We start from the raw sequence: 17,814 nt of genomic DNA on the forward strand, positions 1-17,814 counted from the left end.
GAATGGTCTCCTATCCCTTGATCGCGCCGGCGAGGGCGCCTTGTGTGAAGAAGCGCTGGAACATCAGATAGACGATGAGAACCGGGAGGATGGACATGATGATGAAGGCGTTGAGCTGCCCGTAGTTCGAGGCGAACTGCGACTGGAAGGCCTGCAGCGCCAGCGGCACCGTACGCGCGTCCTGGTCCTGCAGCAGCACCAGGGCCATCCCGTACTCGTTCCAGGTGGCGACGAAGTCCAGGATGAACAGCGCGGCCAGCGCGGGCTTGGCCAGCGGCAGGATGACCCGTACGAACAGGCGCCAGTTCCCCGAGCCGTCGATGCGGGCGGCCTCGTCGAGCTCGCGGGGCAGGGAGCGGAAGAACCCGTACAGGAAGAACACCTGGGACGGGATGCCGAAGGCCAGGTAGGGCAGGATGATCCCGTTCGTGGAGTTCAGCAGCCCCATGCTCGACAGCGTGGTGAACATCGGGGCGATGGCGACCTGCACCGGCACCATCGCACCCAGGGTGATCACGATGAGCAGGATCCGCTGCCGCTTGAAGCGCAGCCGCGCGATGGCGAACGCCGCCGCGGCCGAGATCATCAGGCCGAGCGGCACCTTGATGAGCGCGATGTAGGCGCTGTTCTTGGCCACGGTCCACAGCTCGCCCCGCTCCGCGGCGGCGCTGTAGTTGTCCCACCGCCACACCTCCGGCATCGCCCAGATGGACGAGCGGCCGATGTCGGCCGTGGACTTCAGCGAGGTCAGCACCATGAAGGCGAACGGCGCGAGCCAGATGAGCGCGCAGACGACCAGCGCGATCCACAGCCCGATGAGCGGGTAGTTGGCACGGCGGACCGCGTTCATCGCTCGTCCTCCTTCAAGGTCCACATCAGGTACGGCAGGACGAGCGCCAGGGTGATCACGAGGAGCACGACGGCCAGCGCGTTGCCCCCTCCGAAGTTGTGGTTGATGAACGACTGGCTGTAGGACCACAGGGCCAGCACCTGGCTCGACTGGGCCGGGCCGCCGTTGGTCATGCCGACGATGAGGTCGAACACCTTGAGCGAGCTGATCACGGTGAGCACCAGGACGACGGTGAAGGTCGGCCGCAGTGCCGGGAGGGTGACGTTCCGGAAGGTCTGCCAGGCGGAGGCGCCGTCGAGCTTGGCCGCCTCGACCAGGTCGGCCGGCACCGTCTGCAGCCCGGCCAGAAACAGCACCATCGAGAAGCCCGTCGTCTGCCAGACGAAGGCGACGAAGACGGAGTAGAGGGCGATCTGCGGGTCGCCGAGCCAGTCCTGGATCCACGACGACAGGCCGAGGGACGTCAACGTGCTGTTGACCAGGCCGGAGTTCGGGTTGTAGATCCACGTCCACATGGTCGCCACGGCGATCGAGGCCAGCACGGCCGGGATGTAGAACGCCGAGCGCAGCAGGTTGCGGCCGAGGAGCCGGTGGTTGAGCGCCAGGGCGAGCAGCAGGGCGAGCACCGTGGGCACGACGAGCGAGAGCACGACCCAGACGACGCTGTTGCGCAGGGCGGTGTGGAAGACCGTGTCGTTGGTGAAGATGTCCTGGTAGTTCGCCAGTCCGGCCCAGATCTGCGGCACGGTGGGGAAGCCGTTCCACCGCACGAAGCTGAGGTAGATCGCCGACACGATGGGGAACAGCAGGAAGATCCCGTAGAGCGCCAGCGCGGGCGCCAGGAACGGCAGCGCGCCCAGGATGGGCAGGCCGCGGCGTGGCGTGCGGGGGCGGTGCGAGGGGTGGGTGGGTCGTGACGTGGTCGGGGCGGTGGACACGGTGGCCAAGGCCGCTCCTCCTCGGTTGATCGGACCGGCCGGGGAGCGATCCCCCCGGCCGGTCACGGCTGGTCAGTCCTTATGGGTGTCGATGAACTTCTGCAGTAGCGCGCCCGCCTCCTTGGGGGCGATCGAGCCGCTGGTGACCCCGTTCTGGATGCGCCAGTACTCGGTCGTCACGTCGGTGGGGAAGTTCTGGTCGTTGTTGAGGAAGAACCCCTTGGCCTTGCCGGTCAGCTCGGCGATCTGCGTGTTGATCGGCGCGAGCGGGTTCTCCCCCTTGGTTTCCTTGTTCACCGGGACCGAGGAGAAGACGCCCAGGTACTTGCCCTCCACGGCGGCGGAGGTGAAGAAGTCCAGGAACTTGGCGGCCTCGTCCGGGTGCTTGCTCGACTTGCTGATGTACATGCCCTCGGAGAAGCCGTAGAGCCGGTCGGTGCCCGTGGGCATCGGGAAGACGCCCACGTTGTTCTGGTCGTCGCCGGCGTCGATGTTCTGCTGGGTGAACCAGTCACCCTCGAGTTGCATGGCCGACTTGCCCGAGTGGAACATCGCGCCCGCCTCGGCCACCGGCAGGCCGGCGAAGCCCTTGTTGAAGTAGTTGCCCGACCACTGCTTGAGCTGCTCGAAGGACTTGTCCACGCACGGCTGCCCGGCCCAGCTCGTCGAGCGGGTGTTGAGCTTGTCGCCCAGCTCGGCGCCGCAGTTGGTCTCGATGAACGTGTCCAGCAGGCGCATGACGTGCCAGTTGTCCTTGCCGCCCATGGTGATGGGCGTGAGCCCGGCGTCCTTGAGCTTCTGCGCCGCCGTGGCCCACTCCTGGTACGTGGTGGGCGGCGCGCTGATGCCCGCCTTGGCGAACTGGTCCTTGTGGTAGTAGACGACCTCGGTGCGCTGCGTCCAGGGCACGCCGTGGTAACCGCCGTACTGCTTGTACGCCGCCAGGGTCGACGGGTTGAACCGGTCGGCCCACTTGTACTGCTGGTAGTACTTGCTCAGATCGAGGCTCACGCCCGACTTGACGAGCTCGCCGCCGAGGCCGGGCCCGGCCCAGTTGTAGTAGATGTCCGGGCCGGAACTACTGCCGGCCGTGGTGCGCAGCGCGTCCTTGTGCGCATCTACCGCGCGGTACTGAAGATCTACCTTGATGTTCGGGTTCTGCTTCTCGAAGTCGCCGATAATCGACTTGAACGCGGCGTTCGCCGTGTCCGCGTTCTGCGTGACCATCCACCAGCTCAGCTTGACCTGCCCCCCGCTGGTCGCGCTGGTGTTGTCTTGGACTCGGCCGCTGCAGGCGGTCAGGAGCAGCGCAGACGCTGCCAGAGCTGCCGCTTTGCTTGGGATGTTCATTGCCTCTCCAGAGGGCTGGAGGCGATTGAATAGCTATTCAATACCGCCTGTCTATTCGAGCGGAATGTAACGTCGGCGACATACAGCCGTCAAGAAGCAGGCGAGTCGCAAGCTTCCGCACCTCATTGACATGAACGCGATGGCGGCCTTAGCTTCAAAATATGCCTAGTCATATTGGAATAGATATTCAAGACGTGGCCCGGTGATGTCGTTGCTTGCTGCCGATCCGACGCGTTCGGCCGTCTATCGCCAGGCGGCCGAGCGGATTCGCCGGGCCGACCGGCACACCGCGGCCGCGGAGCTGGACCAGCTGGCCACCGAGGTGCGCCGGAGCATCATCCGCATGATCGACCGTGCCCAGCTGGGGCACGTCGGGGGTGACCTGTCGGTCACCGACATCCTGGTCACCTGCTTCTACGGCGTGCTGTCCGTCGATCCGGAACGTCCGCGGTGGAGCGGGCGCGACCGTTTCGTGCTGAGCAAGGGACACTGCGCCGCCGCCCTGTACTCGACCCTCGCCCACTGCGGCTTCTTCCCCGAGGCCGAGCTGGACACCTTCATGGCCCCGCTGTCGGCGCTCAACGGTCACCCCAACCGCATCAAGGTCCCCGGCATCGAGACCAACACCGGTGCGCTCGGGCACGGTCTGCCCGTGGCCACCGGGTGCGCGCTGGCCTCCAAGCTCGACGGCGCGGACTGGCGCACGTTCGTCGTGCTCGGCGACGGGGAGCTGCAGGAAGGCAGCAACTGGGAGGCGGCCATGGCGGCCGCCCACCACGGCCTGTCGTCGCTGACCGCCGTCATCGACCGCAACCGGCTGCAGCAGGGCGCCAGGACGGAGGACACCAACGCCCTGGGGGCGCTGGACGACAAATGGCGCAGCTTCGGCTGGGAGGTACGCGAGGTCGACGGCCACGACCACCTCGCCCTCCTGCAGGCGATGAGCGGCTCGTCGACCGGCAGGCCGGTCGCCGTCATCGCCCACACGATCAAGGGGAAGGGAGTGTCGTTCATGGAGGACCGCGTGGAGTGGCACCACAAGGTGCCGAGCCCCGACCAGGTCGAAGCGGCCCTCGCGGAGCTGGCACGATGACCGTGACCGACCAGCAGACCGCCTTCGACTGCCGGCAGGACTTCGCCGCGGAGCTCCTGGCCCTGGCCGCCGAGGACGAGCGGATCGTGGCCGTCTGCAACGACTCCGTGGGCTCCAGCAACCTCGTCGGATTCCGGGAGCGTTTCCCCGACCGGCTGATCAACGTCGGCATCGCCGAGCAGGACCTCGTCGGAGTCGGCGCGGGGCTCGCCAACGCCGGCAAGATCCCGTTCGTGTGCGCGGCGGCGCCGTTCCTCACCGGCCGCGCCCTGGAGCAGATCAAGGCCGACGTCGCCTACAGCGAGGCGCACGTCGTGCTCTGCGGGCAGAGCCCGGGCATGGCCTACGGCGAGCTCGGCCCCACCCACCACTCGATCGAGGACCTGTCCTGGATGCGCGCGGTCGCCGGGCTCGACGTGATCGTCCCGGCCGACTCCGTTCAGACCCGCGCCGCCGTCCGCTGGGCGGCGGCCTCCGGCAGGCCCAGCTACCTGCGCATCCCGCGGTTCAAGGTGCCCGTGGTCACGCCCGAGGGCGCGCCCTTCGAGCCGCGCAGGGCGGTGCTGCTCGCCGACGGCGACGACGCCACGGTGATCGCCATCGGTTCGCTGACCTCCCGCGCGCTGCAGGCGGCCGCCCGGCTCCGCGAGGAGGGCGTCTACCTGCGGGTTCTCAACATGCCCTTCCTCGACCCGCTGGACGAGGAGGCCATCGTGGCCGCCGCGCGGGAGACCCGCGGCATCGTCACGGCCGAGGAGGCCACCATCAGCGGCGGGCTCGGCGCGGCCGTCGCCGCCACCGTCGTCACCCGCCACCCCGTCCCCATGCGCATCCTCGGCGTGCCTCGCGTGTTCGCCCCCACCGGCGACACCGCCTTCCTGCTCGACCACTTCGGCCTGTCCGCCGACGGCATCGTCAGCGCCGTCAAAGACCTGCTGCGCCATGGCTAGCCCGCTCATCCTGGCCATCGACCAGGGCACCAGCTCCACCAAGGCGCTGCTCGTGGACGAGGGCGGCCGCGTCGTCTCCCGCGCCGTCGTACCGGTGGCCGAGAGCCAGCCCCGCCCGGGCTGGGTCGAGCAGTCCGCCGACGAGCTGTGGCAGAGCGTGCGGCGGGCGGTCGCCGAGTGCGTCGGCCCCGAGCAGGCCGCCCGGGTCGCCGGCGTGGGGTTCGGCAACCAGCGCGAGTCGCTGGTGCTGTGGGAGCGCCGCACCGGCGAGCCGGTCGGGCCGCTGATCAGCTGGCAGGACCAGCGCACCGCCGCCCAGTGCCACGAGCTGGCCGCCACCGGGGCCGCCGGCCTGGTGCGGTCGGTGAGCGGGATGCCGCTGGACCCGATGTTCTCCGCGCTCAAGGCCCGCTGGCTGCTCGACGCGTACGATCCGGACCGGCGCCGGGCCCGGGCGGGCGAGCTGTGCCTGGGCACCGTCGACTCCTGGCTGCTCAGCCGCCTGGGCGGGGAGCACGTCATCGAGGTCGGCAACGCCTCGCGCACCCAGCTGCTCGACGTCGGGACCGGGGAGTGGGACCCGCGGCTGCTGGAGCTGTTCGGGGTGTCGGCCGAGGTGCTGCCGAGGGTTGTCGCCTCCTGCGGCGCCTTCCCCGCCGTCCGCGACCTCGCGCCGCTGCCCGACGGGGTGCCGGTGCTGGCGGTCATGGGCGACTCGCACGCCGCGATGTTCGCCCATGCCGGCTGGCGGCCCGGGGTGGTGAAGGCCACCTACGGCACCGGCTCCTCGGTGATGGCCATCGGCGGCCCTCCGGAGGCGCCCGGCCTGTGCCGCAGCATCGCCTGGGACCTCGGGGACGGTCCTGTTCATGCCGTCGAGGGCAACATCCGCGCGACCGGTCGCACCGTCAGCTGGCTGGCGGAGCTGTTCGACGTACCCGCCGACGTGCTGCTGGCCGAGGCCGCAGACCCGGGCGACGTCCACTTCGTGCCCGCCTTCGGCGGCCTCGGCGCCCCTTGGTGGGACCCGGACGCGAGCCCCGTCATCATCGGGCTGACGCTCGCCACCCGCCGGGCCCAGCTCGTCGCCGCCGCCCTGGAGGCGGTCGCCTTCCAGGTCGAGGACGTGGTGGCCGCCGTCGATCAGGCCGTCGGCCAGGTGAGCGTGCTCATGGCCGACGGCGGGCTCACCCGCAGCGCCCGCTTGATGCAGTTCCAGGCCGACGTCAGCGGCCGGGCCGTCGCCCGCTCCGGCGAGCACGACCTGTCATGCCTCGGCGTGGCCGACGCCGCCGGGCTCGCGGCCAAGCTGTGGACGCTCGGCGAGCTGGAACGGCGCCCGCGACCCGCGGACCGGTTCGAGCCCGCCCTGGACGAGACGGACCGCGCGGCCAGGAAGGCCGCCTGGCACGAGGCCGTGCGCAGATCCCGCCCCTCCGGTGAAGGGAGCAGCACATGACAGCAACGGCGCCGACCCCCCGTCGGCGCGTCCCGATCCGCTGGATCACCACGGCGGCCGTCGCCGTGCTGGTCGTCCTCATGGCCGTCAGCACCGAGTACCGGACCGCCGAGACCGCGGCCGCGGCGGCTCCGAAGAAGTTCGACCCGGCCGCGTTCGGGGCCCAGAACTACGAGGCCAAGATCGTCCCCGCCGTCAAGAGCGCCGCCGTCGACCTGCCCGTCCTGCTCGACGCCCTGGCCGCCGACAAGGACGCCGCGAGCCAGAAGTACGGCAAGCGCCAGGGCACCGGCCCTTACACCTTCGCCGTCAAGGTGACGGGCGAGGCCGGCGCGGCCAAGTCCGGGCTGCTGCCCGTCACCGTCAAGGGCCTGCCGGACGGCACCCGGGTCTCCGTGCAGACCGGTCCCGCCATCAACGGCACCGCGCTGCGCGACGCGGTGGGATTCATCACGTTCGGCCAGTTCACCAACCAGGTGGAGTACGCCGACGCCGCCACCGCCCTCAACAACCAGCTGCGCGACAAACTGCTCAAAGGGCTGGACGCGGCCGGGCTGGAGGGCAAGCAGATCTCCGTCACCGGGGCGTTCACCCTGCTGACACCCCAGACCGTGACCATCACGCCGGTGGCGATCTCATGAGCGCGCCCGTCTCTGGCCCGGTCCTGCGGGCCGGCGAGGTCACCAAGGTGTACGGCGGCACGCACGCGCTCAAGGGCGTCGACTTCGACGTGGCGCCCGGCCGCGTGACCGCGCTGTTCGGCGAGAACGGCGCCGGCAAGTCGACCCTGATGAAGATCCTGGCCGGGATCGAACGGCCCACCACCGGCCACGTCGAGCTCGACGGGCGGCCCGTGCGGCTGCACTCCTCCCGCGACGCGGCCGACCAGGGCATCTCCATCATCCACCAGGAGCTCAGCCTCTGCCCCAACCTCAGCATCCAGGACAACCTGTTCCTGGCCCGCGAGGTCCGCACCGCGTACGGCTCCATCGACCGCAAGGCACAGCGCGAGGCCACGGCCGCGGTCCTGCACCGGCTGGAGGAGGACGTCGACCCGGACCGGCTCGTCGGCGACCTGCGGCTCGGCCAGCAGCAGCTGGTGGAGATCGCCCGCGCGCTGCTGCAGCAGGCCCGCGTCCTCATCATGGACGAGCCGACCTCGGCCCTGACCGCGCCCGAGGTCGACGTGCTCTTCCGGGTGATCAGGGAGCTGACCGCCGCGGGCGTCGCCGTCGTCTACATCTCCCACCACCTGGACGAGGCGCTGGAGATCGCCGACGACGTCGTGGTGCTGCGCGACGGGCGGCTGGTCGCCACGGCCCGGGCCGACGAGGTCGACATCCGCTGGATCGTCGAGCAGATGGTCGGCCGCGACCAGGACACGCTGTTCCCCAGCCGGGAGCCGGTGCTCGGCGAGGAGGCGCTGGCCGTGCGCCGGCTCACCGTGGCCGACCCGGCCGTCCCCGACCGGCTGGCCGTGAACGGGCTGTCGCTCAGCGTGCGCGCGGGCGAGATCGTCGGCGTCTACGGACTGATGGGCTCCGGGCGCACCGAGCTGCTGGAGACGCTGGCGGGCCGCCTGCGGCCGTCCTCCGGCGAGGTCCTGCTGGACGGCGCGCCCCTGCACGAGGCCGGGATCCGCGACCGCATCGAGCGGGGCGTGGTGCTGGTGCCCGAGGACCGCCAGCGCGACGGCCTCGTCCAGACCATGTCGGTCGGGCAGAACCTGTCCCTGTCCGCGCTCGGCACGTTCGTCCGCGGCCTGTTCGTCTCCCAGGAGCGCGAGCGCGCCGCCGTCACCCGCACCATCGCCGACGTCACCGTCAAGACCAGCGGCGCCCAGGCGGCCATCGGGTCGCTGAGCGGCGGCAACCAGCAGAAAGTGATCATCGGAAAGGCGCTGCTGACCGGGCCGCGCGTCCTGCTGCTGGACGAGCCGTCCCGCGGCGTGGACGTGGGCGCCAAGGCCGACATCTTCGAGCTGATGGCGGCCCAGGCCAGGCGGGGCCTGGCCGTGCTGTTCACCACATCCGACGCCGAAGAGGCCCTGCACATCCCCGACCGGCTGCTCGTGCTCGCCCGCGGCGCCCTCGTCGGCGAGTTTCGGCGCGGCGAGCTTGGGCGAGGGGGGCTGACCCGGGAGGAACTGATGCGCGTGTCCGACGGCGGAACCCAGGACGGTTCGTCATGACGGCGACGGCGACCACCGCGGCCCCGGAGCAGGCCGCCACCCGGGCCCGCCGCCTCTCGCTGCTGAACGTGGCCTTCGAGCTGCGCGCCTTCATCGCGCTCGCCGTGCTCATCGTCATCTTCGGCCTGCTGTCGGACTCCTTCCTCACCGTCCCCAACCTGATCACGATGACCAAGCACGTCGCCATCAACGGCGTGATCGCGCTCGGCATGCTGCTGGTCATCCTCAAGGGCGGCATCGACCTGTCCGTCGGCTCCATCGTGGGCCTGTCCGGGGTGGTCGCCGGCGAGCTCCTGCAGGGTCTGCACGTCGGCGGCGTGATCGCCTATCCGCCGGTGTGGGTGGTGATCGTGCTGTGCGTCGCGGTCGGCATGGCGGTCGGCCTGATCAACGGGATCCTCGTCACCCGCTTCAACGTGGCGCCGTTCATCGCCACGCTCGGCATGCTGTACGTGGCCCGCGGCGCGGCGATGCTCATCTCCAACGGCGCCACCTACCCCAACCTGGGCGGCAACCCGGCACTCGGCAACACCGGCTTCGAGCTGCTCGGCAGCGGGCGCCCGCTCGGCCTGCCCACCTCCATCTGGATCATGATCCTGCTGGCCGTGGCGGCCGTGCTGCTGCTGGCCAAGTCCCCGTTCGGCCGCTGGCTCTACGCCACCGGCGGCAACGAGCGGGCCGCGGACCTGTCCGGCGTGCCGATCCGGCGGGTCAAGACGACCGTGTACGTGATCTCCGGGGCCTGCGCGGCGGTCGCCGGGCTCATCATCGCCTCGGAGCTCACCTCGGCCGCCCCGCAGGCCGGGGAGACGTACGAGCTCAACGCCATCGCGGCGGTGGTCATCGGGGGCGCCGCGCTCAGCGGCGGCCGGGGAACCGTGCGCGGCACCCTGGTCGGCGCGTTCGTCATCGGCTTCCTCGCCGACGGCCTGGTGATCCTGGGCGTGTCGACGTTCTGGCAGATCCTCATCAAGGGCGCGGTCATCATCCTCGCCGTGATGCTCGACCAGGGCCAGCAGCGATTCAAGCGACGGGGAGCCGCCGCGGCGGCGGTCGCCGCAAGCAAGAAGCACGACTGAACGACAAGGAGACACCATGCCCCCCACCCGCATCGTCACGTTGGCACTCTCCGTCCTGCTCGGCTGCACCACGCTCGCCGCCTGCGGCAGCGGTGGCGGCGACCAGCCCGCGAGCACCGCGAAGGCGGGCCGCAGCAGCGCCGCGGCCGCCGGCGGCCTGATCGCGATCATCACCCCGTCGCACGACAACCCGTTCTTCAAGGCCGAGGCCGAGGCGGCCAAGGCGCAGGCCGAGAAGCTCGGCTACCAGACGTCCGTGGCCTCCCACGACGACGACCCCAACAAGCAGAGCGAGCTGATCGACGCCGCCATCTCCCGCCAGGCCAAGGCGATCATCCTGGACAACGCGGGCGCCGACGCCTCCATCGGGCCGGTCCGCAAGGCCGCGCAGGGCGGCATCCCGGTCTTCCTGATCGACCGGGAGATCAACGCCACCGGCGTCGCCAAGGCCCAGATCGTCTCCAACAACTCCCAGGGCGCCCAGCTGGTCGCGCAGTCGTTCGTGGAGGCCATGAAGAGCAAGGGCAACTACGTCGAGCTGGTCGGCAAGGAGTCCGACACCAACGCCAGCGTCCGCTCCAAGGGCTTCGCCGACGTGATCTCCCAGTACCCGGACATGAAGCCGGTGGCCAAGGAGAGCGCCAACTGGGACCAGCAGGAGGCGTTCACCAAGATGGAGACCATCATCCAGAAGAGCCGCGACATCCAGGGCGTCATCGCCGGCAACGACACCATGGCCCTGGGCGCGGTCGCGGCGCTGAAGGCCGCGGGACTGCTGAAGAAGGTCGTGGTCGTCGGCTTCGACGGCAGCCCCGACGCCATCGCCGCCATCAAGGCGGGCGAGATGCACGCCACCGGGCTGCAGCCCGCCGCGCTCGGCGCCACCAGCGCCGTGGACCAGGCCGACCAGTTCATCAAGACCGGCAAGACGGGCAAGGACGAGAAGCAGTCCATCGACTGCGAGCTCGTCACGGCCGACAACGCCGACGAGTTCGGGGTGTTCGCCAGGAAGTGACCCCGCCGGCGTCTCCGCCACGGTGGTTCGGACAATAGGCTTCATTCAGGAGTGAATAGAAAGGAGTACGCGGTGGTCCAGAACGCGGAACGTAGGCGCGACACGACCAAGGATCACCTGCGCCTCCTGGCCCGGGTCGCGCGCATGTACCACGAGCAGAACATGCGACAGCCCGAGATCGCCGCCACGCTCAACATCTCCCAGCCCCGCGTGTCCCGCCTGCTCAAGGAGGCGGTCACGCGGGGCATGGTCCGCACGGTGGTCACGCTCCCCGAAGGGGTGCACACCGAGCTGGAGGAGGAGCTGCAGCGGCGCTACGGCCTGCGCGACGCCGTGGTCGTGGACGTCGAGGACTACCAGGACGACGTGATCCCGCCGCTGGCCTCGGCGGCGGCGGCCTACCTCGGCGTCACCTTCACCGGCGGCGACGTGATCGGCATCTCCTCCTGGAGCGAGACCCTGCTGGCCACGGTCGAACGCCTGCCGCAGAAGAACTCCCAGGTCGCCGACCGCGTCATCCAGTTGGTCGGCGGGGTCGGCAGCCCCGAGGCGCAGGTGCACGCCACCCGGCTGGTCGCCCGCCTGGCCAACCTCACCTACGCCCGGCCGATCTTCGTGCCCCTGCCCGGCGTGGTCGCGACCACCGCGATCCGCGACGCGCTGCTAGAGGACCCCAGCGTGAAGGACGTGCAGGCGCAGTGGCACGACCTGACCGTCGTGCTGGTCGGCATCGGCAGCCTGGAGCCCTCGCCCCTGCTGCTCAGCAGCGGCAACGCGGTCAGCCAGGCCGACCAGGAGGAGCTGCGCGGGCTCGGCGCCGTCGGCGACGTCTGCCTGCACTTCTTCGACACCACGGGCAAACCCGTCGACTCGGGCTTCGACCAGCGCGTCATCGGCATCGACGCGCCGACCTTCCGTGCCGTCGAGCGCCGGGTCGGGGTCGCGGGCGGCATGCGCAAGCTCTCCGCGATCAAGGCCGCGATCGAGGGCGGCTGGGTCAACGTCCTCATCACCGACCTGACGATCGCCCGCCTGCTCTGCTCCTGATCGCGACGCTAGGCGGGGTGGCCCAGGTCGAGGGCCGCCAGGTCGGCGCGCGAGGAGATCCCCAGCTTCGGGTACGCCTTGTACAGGTGGAATCCCACCGTCCGCGGGCTGAGGAAGAGCTGCGCGCCGATCTGCCGGTTCGTGGCGCCCGTCGCGGCGAGCCGGACGACCTGCAGCTCCTGCGGGGTCAGCGCGTCGAGCGGTTTCGCCGCCACGCCGAGCTCCGGCAGGTCGGCGCGGGCGCCGGTCGCGGCCAGCTCCGTACGTGCCCGTTCTGCCCAGGGTGCGGCGCCCAGCGCGGCGAAGCGGCCCATCGCCGATCGCAGCTGCGCCCCGGCGTCGGAGCGCCGGCGGGCCCGCCGCAGCCATTCGCCGTACAGCAGCTCCGTCCTGGCGTGCTCGAACACCCGCCCGCCCCGGGCGTGCCACTCGAGCGCCGCGCCGTAGTGGGCCTCGGCCTCGCCGCGCGGGGCGAGGAGAGCGCGGCAGCGGTGCGCGACGGCGGCGGCGCCCGGCCGTCCGCTGGCCGCCGCCCAGGCGTCGAACCGGGCGAACGCCTCGGCCGCCCGGCCCGGGTCGCCCAGCCGGGCGCAGGCCTCGACGTGGTCGGCCATGGCGAAGGTGACGATCACGGTGTGCCCGAGCGGGCCGTCGAGGATCCGCGCCATCCGCTCGGCCGCCGCGTCGTACCGGGCTCGTACCAGGTCGAGCAGAATCAGCGCGCAGCCGCCCCACCCCGATCCGTGGCGTTCCCGCGCGGCGCCGTCGGCTTGGCCGGCGAGCCGTACGCACGTGTCGTCCTCGCCCTCGACGGCGGCGAGCCACGCCAGGATGCCGTGCAGGTGCCGCAGCCGCCCCGCCTGCCCGGTGTCGTGGGCGATCCGCCAGGCCTCGGCGCCCGACTCCGCCGCCTCCGCGTGCCTTCCCCGCAGGAGCTGCGCCTGGGTGAGGAGCTGCAGGGCATGCGGCAGCGCGCCGATCAGGCCCTGCTCCCTGCAGGCGGCCACGCGGGCCGCGGCCAGCTCGCAGGCCGCCTCGTCGTCGCCGGTCATCAACGCGCCGAACACCGCGTACGTACCGGCGACCGGGTCCGTGGCGGCGCGCGGCGAGATGGCGGCGCGCATGAGCGGCAGCCCCGCGGCCGGGTCGCCGGCTGCCACCCGCTCCATGCCGCGTACCGTTCCGGCCACGGGGTCGTCGCCGGGCACGACGGATTCCAGCAGCTCCGCGGCCCGCCCGAGCGCGGCGTGGTCCCCGGCGAACCAGGCCTCGGCGGCGGCGGTCGCGAGCAGGGACGCGGCGTCGGCCGGCGCGGTGCGGGCGATGCCGGCGGCCGCGTCGATCAGCGCCGCCGGCGTCGGGCTGCCGTGCTCGGAGTCGACCGCGGCCCGCACGGCGACCAGCCGGGCCAGCACCACGGGGTCCCCGGTCAGCCGCCGGCCCCGGTCGGCCGCGGCGCCGGCGCGGGCCAGCTGCCCGGCGCCCATCGCCGACTCGGCGGCGGCGGCCAGCCGGCGGGCCCGCCGGTCCTGATCGACGGTCAGCTGCGCCGCCCGCTCGTACGCGGTCGCCGCCGATGCGTGGCTGCCACGCTGCCGGGCCCGCTCCCCGGCCGCCGCCAGCACGTCCGAGATCTCCTCGTCGGGACCGACGGCGGCGGCGGACAGGTGCCAGGCCCTGCGGTCGGCGTGCTCGTCGCCGTCGAGGGCGTCCGCCAGCGCGCGATGGGCGGCCACCCGCCGGGCGAGCGGCGCCTCGTGGTACGCGGCGGTCTTGACCAGGGGATGGCGGAAGCGCAGCCGGCCGTCGGAGATCTGCACCAGGTGGTGGCGCTCGCCCGGTTCCAGGTCGGGCAGGCCGGCCCCGAAGCCCTCCGCGGCCCGCAGGACGAGCTCCAGGCTGCCCGAGCCCTCGGCCGCGGCGACCAGGAGCAGCAGCTGCGTGGCTTCGGGGAGCCGCCGGATGGCGGCACGCAACGACTGTTCGAGCCGTCCGGGCAGGGGGAGCCTGGGCGCCTGCAGGGGCAGCGGAGCCAGCCGCCCCGCCCGCTGCTCGGGGACGAGGGCGGCGGCGAACTCCAGGAGCGCGAGCGGGTTGCCCTCGGCCTCCTCGATCACCCGGTCCCGTGCCTCGGGCACCAGATCGGCGGCCGGCCCGGCGAGCAGCCGCTCGCAGTCCGCCCGGCCGAGACCGGCGAGCCGCAGCTCCGGGACGCCCTGCACGGGCGGCTGCGCGCCGTCGTCGCGGGCGGCCAGGATCATGGTGATCCGCTCGGCTCCCAGCCTGCGCGCCGCGAACACCAGCGCGTCCGCCGACGCGCGGTCCAGCCACTGCACGTCGTCGATCAGGCACAGCAGGGGACGTTCCTCGGCGAGCTCGGCGAGCAGGGTCAGCACCGCGAGCCCGACGAGGAAGCGGTCCTGGGCCCCGCCCTGGCTCTCGCCGAACGCGCCGAGCAGGGCCGCCCGCTGCGCCTCTGGGAGCCCCGCGACGAGGTGCCGGGCCGGCCGCAGCAGCAGGTGCAGGGCGGCGAAGGGCAGCTCGGCCTCGGCCTCCACGCCGGTGATCCGCAGCGCCAGCACGTCGTCGCCCGCCGCCCGCGCGGCCTCCGCCAGCAGCGCCGACTTGCCGATCCCGGCCTCTCCGTACACGACGACGGCATTGCCCCGGCCGGTCCCGGACTCGGCGATCAGCCCGCTAAGGAGGGCGATCTCGGCGTTTCGCCCGATCATGATGCCCCGACCTTACCTAAGCGGCCTCCGCCGCCCGCGAGCAACCCGGTCATCGTGACTTATTCACCGGCGAGCCCCGGCCCGTACGGTCGTGAGCGGAAACCCGACATTGGAGGAAGCCGTGGAGCACGCCGTCACCCTGCAACCGGTGGGCACCGTCGTGGGCGGGCGCACCGAGGCGTTCGACGACGACTGGAACACCGAGGAAGCGGTGATCCGCCTCGACGGGACGCAGTTCCAGCCGGACTCCCTCGCGGGGCTGGACGCGTTCTCGCACCTGGAGGTGGTGTTCCTCTTCCACCTGGTGGACCCGGAGTCGGTGCACACCGCGGCCCGCCGCCCGAGGGGCAATCCGGACTGGCCGCCGGTGGGCATCTTCGCGCAGCGGGCCAAGAACCGGCCGAACAGGCTGGGGGTCTCCCGCTGCCGCCTGCTCGCCGTGGACGGCCTCGACGTGCGCGTACGCGGTCTGGACGCCATCGACGGCAGCCCGGTCCTCGATCTCAAGCCCTACATGGCGGAGTTCGGGCCGCAGGGCGAGACCGTACAGCCGGCCTGGGCGACCGAACTGATGCGCAACTACTACTGAGACAAGGGGATTTCGCGGTATGAACGCACAACTTCCGGCCGGCACGGACGTCCTGATCGTCGGCGCGGGCCCGGCCGGCCTGGCCCTGGCCACCTCGCTGGCCCGGCAGGGCGTGGACGCCGTCCTGGTGGACAAGGTGGCGAGCGGCGCCAACACCTCGCGGGCCGCGGTCGTGCACGCCCGCACCCTTGAGGTGCTGCGGGCGATCGACGTCAGCGACGAGCTGGTGTCGAGGGGGGTCATCGTGCCCCGCTTCACCGTACGCGACCGCGACCGGGTCCTGCTGACCGTGGCCTTCGACAAGCTGCCGACCGACTTCCCGTACACGCTGATGGTGCCCCAGGACATCACCGAGCAGGTGCTGCTGGACCGGCTCCGGGCCGCGGGCGGCACCGTCCACCGCCCGTACGCGGTCACGGCCGTCGAGCAGACCGCCACCGGGGTCACCGCCACGACGTCCGACGGCCGCCAGATCCGCGCCTCGTACGCCGTCGGCGCCGACGGCATGCACAGCACGGTGCGCGAGCAGGCCGGGATCGCGTTCACGGGCGACACCTACGCCCAGTCGTTCGTCCTCGCCGACGTCCGCCTCGACTGGGCGGGCCCCACCGACGAGGTCGCCCTGTACTTCGCCCCCGAAGGGCTGACCGTCGTCGCCCCGCTGCCGGGCGGCCGCCACCGGATCGTCGCGACGCTCGACGAGGCCCCCGAACGCCCCCGCGTCGCCGACATCCAGTCGCTCCTCGACACCCGCGGGCCGCGCACCCAGCCGGCCACGGTCACGGACCTCGTCTGGAGCTCGCGGTTCCGCGTCCACCACCGCCTGGCCGAGCGCTACCGGGCGGGCCGGATCTTCCTGGCCGGCGACGCGGCCCACGTCCACAGCCCGGCCGGCGGCCAGGGCATGAACACCGGCATCCAGGACGCCCTCTCCCTGGCCGGGAAGCTCACCGCCGTGCTGCGCGACGGCGCTCCCGAGACGATCCTGGACACGTACGGGACCGAGCGCCGTCCCGTCGCCGAGGACGTGGTCGCCTTCACCCACCGGATGACGAGGATCGCGACGGTCGGCAACGGCCCGCTGCGCTCCCTGCGCAACACGGCCCTGCGCGCGCTGGACTGGGTCCCCGCGGTCCACCACGCGATGGCGATGAACCTGTCCGAGCTGGCGACGGCAGACTCGTAGCCGCTCCTTCACCTCAGGAGGTCCAGCGCCAGCGTGGCCGCCGCCAGCCCGAGAAACCCGATCGCCAGGAAGAACATCGGCGAGAAATCGCTGACGCGCAGGTGGGTGTAGAGGGCGCAGACGAAGTAGAGGATGAGCCCGGCCGCGGCGGCCGTGCCGATCAGCGGCACGCCGAGGAGGCCGAGCGCCAGCCCGAGCGCGCCCGCGACCTTGAGCGCGCCGATCGGGAAGACCAGCCAGGACTCGGGCACTCCCGCCGTCTTCAGGGCGGGGCCGAGCGTCCGCATGATCGGTTCGAGCCGGGTGATGGCGGCGAAGCCCGAGAACGTGTTGGCGGCGATGGTCACGAGGGCGGTGACGACATAGGCGGTGGTCAAGAGAGCTCCCTGGAAGGCGGTGTTCGCCTCCTGAGAGCTCTCCATGCCGGCGAGTGTGACATCGCCCGCGGCGACGTGTCCGGGCCTCGCGCGTGGCCGGTCAGGACGTCTTGGTGGTGGGCTCCCCGACCTTGTCACCGGATTCCTGCCGCGCCCTGTCGGTCGGCTTCCCGGTCGGCTTGCCGAGCTTGTCGGCGGGCGGCTGCCGTACCTGGTCGGTGGGCGGAGCGGTGACCGAGACGGGGGTGCCGAAGTCGCTGAAGTCCATGACGTTCCGGTTGCCGGAATCGCCGAAGGCGACTTCCAGGTGCCGGATCCGGCCCTGGTCGTCCACGTCCACGGTGCCCGTGGCCGCTTCCGCCGTGCCCGCCTTCACATCGGCACCGCTCCCGGCCTCCAGCGAGAACGCGAACCGCTGCCCGGCCCAGCCCTGCCCGGAGGCTGTGCCGGCCTCGCGGACGTCAGTGGCCGTACGGAGCCGCTCCAGGGCCGCATGAGGGTCGATGGGAGCGAGCTTGACCAGGGCGATGATTGGCGGCGCGCCCGCCAGCTCGGCGTCGGCGCGCGGCGAGACCAGCCACGTCGCGGCGCCGCTCTCCCGGACGTACATCAGGTCGCCGACGAACCGGGTTTCGGCCCCGTCCTGCCTCGTGATGACGCCCATCCGCCGGACGGGGTCGATGGCGCCGTCGAACACCTTGGTATCGGACGTGACATGGATGCGGTAGCTCTCCTGGCTGGTGTTCTCGACCGCGGCGATCACCTGGGCCTGCGCCGACGACTGGGTCGCGGGCAGCACCACCGCGACCGCGGCCACCGCGGCGGCGACGGCCAGCGCGGCGGCCGGGACCAGGGCCCTGGCCAGCCGGCGCCTCGGCATCGCCGGCATGAGGTCGATGCCCGCCGGCCGGTCGTCGGTCGCTTTGATGAGCAGCGTGCGGAGTTCGTGCTCGTTCAT

The 17,814-nt window shown here is 71.8% G+C and carries 16 protein-coding genes; 10 read left to right on the plus strand and 6 right to left on the minus strand.

Annotation, left to right across the window (positions count from 1 at the left end; translation table 11 throughout):
- Positions 1 to 10 precede the first annotated feature (10 nt).
- The 3 genes from ACIHFD_RS50195 to ACIHFD_RS50205 form a co-directional block, all read right to left on the minus strand.
- Entirely contained in the window at positions 11 to 850 is an 840-nt protein-coding gene (locus ACIHFD_RS50195; RefSeq protein WP_397372947.1) for a carbohydrate ABC transporter permease, read from the minus strand.
- Complete coding sequence (locus ACIHFD_RS50200) at positions 847 to 1,788, minus strand: carbohydrate ABC transporter permease (protein WP_397372998.1); 942 nt, start codon at positions 1,786 to 1,788, stop codon at positions 847 to 849. Before ACIHFD_RS50200 ends, ACIHFD_RS50195 begins: the two co-directional genes overlap by 4 nt.
- Positions 1,789 to 1,860: 72 nt before the next feature.
- Positions 1,861 to 3,138, minus strand: coding sequence for an ABC transporter substrate-binding protein (locus tag ACIHFD_RS50205; RefSeq protein WP_397372948.1), 1,278 nt, complete (start codon positions 3,136 to 3,138; stop codon positions 1,861 to 1,863).
- 205 nt (positions 3,139 to 3,343) lie between these two features.
- Between ACIHFD_RS50205 and ACIHFD_RS50210 the strand changes: the two genes are divergently transcribed.
- The 8 genes from ACIHFD_RS50210 to ACIHFD_RS50245 all read left to right on the plus strand — a co-directional run bounded on the left by ACIHFD_RS50210 (position 3,344) and on the right by ACIHFD_RS50245 (position 11,972).
- Entirely contained in the window at positions 3,344 to 4,231 is an 888-nt protein-coding gene (locus ACIHFD_RS50210; RefSeq protein ID WP_397372949.1) for a transketolase, read from the plus strand.
- Positions 4,228 to 5,181, plus strand: a complete 954-nt coding sequence (locus ACIHFD_RS50215; protein WP_397372950.1) for a transketolase family protein — start codon at positions 4,228 to 4,230, stop codon at positions 5,179 to 5,181. The genes ACIHFD_RS50210 and ACIHFD_RS50215 overlap by 4 nt, the downstream gene beginning before the upstream one ends.
- Positions 5,174 to 6,640, plus strand: coding sequence for a glycerol kinase (locus ACIHFD_RS50220; protein ID WP_397372951.1), 1,467 nt, complete (start codon positions 5,174 to 5,176; stop codon positions 6,638 to 6,640). Before ACIHFD_RS50215 ends, ACIHFD_RS50220 begins: the two co-directional genes overlap by 8 nt.
- Positions 6,637 to 7,281 (plus strand): DUF2291 family protein, encoded by a 645-nt coding sequence (locus ACIHFD_RS50225; RefSeq protein WP_397372952.1) that lies wholly within the window; start codon positions 6,637 to 6,639, stop codon positions 7,279 to 7,281. The genes ACIHFD_RS50220 and ACIHFD_RS50225 overlap by 4 nt, the downstream gene beginning before the upstream one ends.
- Positions 7,278 to 8,831: a sugar ABC transporter ATP-binding protein gene (locus ACIHFD_RS50230; protein ID WP_397372953.1), complete on the plus strand. Its 1,554-nt coding sequence runs from the start codon at positions 7,278 to 7,280 to the stop codon at positions 8,829 to 8,831. The genes ACIHFD_RS50225 and ACIHFD_RS50230 overlap by 4 nt, the downstream gene beginning before the upstream one ends.
- Positions 8,828 to 9,910 carry an ABC transporter permease gene (locus ACIHFD_RS50235; protein WP_397372954.1) on the plus strand — a complete coding sequence of 361 codons (1,083 nt, stop codon included), beginning with the start codon at positions 8,828 to 8,830 and terminating at the stop codon, positions 9,908 to 9,910. Before ACIHFD_RS50230 ends, ACIHFD_RS50235 begins: the two co-directional genes overlap by 4 nt.
- 16 nt (positions 9,911 to 9,926) lie before the next feature.
- Complete coding sequence (locus ACIHFD_RS50240; protein ID WP_397372955.1) at positions 9,927 to 10,925, plus strand: D-ribose ABC transporter substrate-binding protein; 999 nt, start codon at positions 9,927 to 9,929, stop codon at positions 10,923 to 10,925.
- Positions 10,926 to 10,997: 72 nt separating this feature from the next.
- Positions 10,998 to 11,972: a sugar-binding transcriptional regulator gene (locus ACIHFD_RS50245; RefSeq protein WP_350726117.1), complete on the plus strand. Its 975-nt coding sequence runs from the start codon at positions 10,998 to 11,000 to the stop codon at positions 11,970 to 11,972.
- 8 nt (positions 11,973 to 11,980) lie between these two features.
- Here the strand turns inward: ACIHFD_RS50245 and ACIHFD_RS50250 are convergent, their stop codons facing one another.
- Entirely contained in the window at positions 11,981 to 14,704 is a 2,724-nt protein-coding gene (locus ACIHFD_RS50250; protein WP_397372956.1) for an AAA family ATPase, read from the minus strand.
- Positions 14,705 to 14,825: 121 nt separating this feature from the next.
- Between ACIHFD_RS50250 and ACIHFD_RS50255 the strand changes: the two genes are divergently transcribed.
- Positions 14,826 to 15,293: an SAM-dependent methyltransferase gene (locus tag ACIHFD_RS50255; RefSeq protein ID WP_350726122.1), complete on the plus strand. Its 468-nt coding sequence runs from the start codon at positions 14,826 to 14,828 to the stop codon at positions 15,291 to 15,293.
- Between the two features lie 19 nt (positions 15,294 to 15,312).
- Positions 15,313 to 16,479, plus strand: a complete 1,167-nt coding sequence (locus ACIHFD_RS50260) for an FAD-dependent oxidoreductase (protein WP_397372957.1) — start codon at positions 15,313 to 15,315, stop codon at positions 16,477 to 16,479.
- Positions 16,480 to 16,487: 8 nt separating this feature from the next.
- Here ACIHFD_RS50260 and ACIHFD_RS50265 read toward each other — a convergent pair whose 3' ends face one another.
- Together ACIHFD_RS50265 and ACIHFD_RS50270 are read right to left on the minus strand one after the other, a co-directional pair.
- The gene (locus ACIHFD_RS50265) at positions 16,488 to 16,901 is read right to left on the minus strand and encodes a DoxX family protein (RefSeq protein WP_397372958.1); all 414 of its coding nucleotides are present in this window, start codon (positions 16,899 to 16,901) and stop codon (positions 16,488 to 16,490) included.
- Positions 16,902 to 16,956: 55 nt separating this feature from the next.
- A complete protein-coding gene (locus ACIHFD_RS50270; RefSeq protein WP_397372959.1) occupies positions 16,957 to 17,814 on the minus strand; it encodes a hypothetical protein in 858 nt (285 codons plus the stop codon).

The organism is Nonomuraea sp. NPDC051941, from assembly GCF_044593615.1.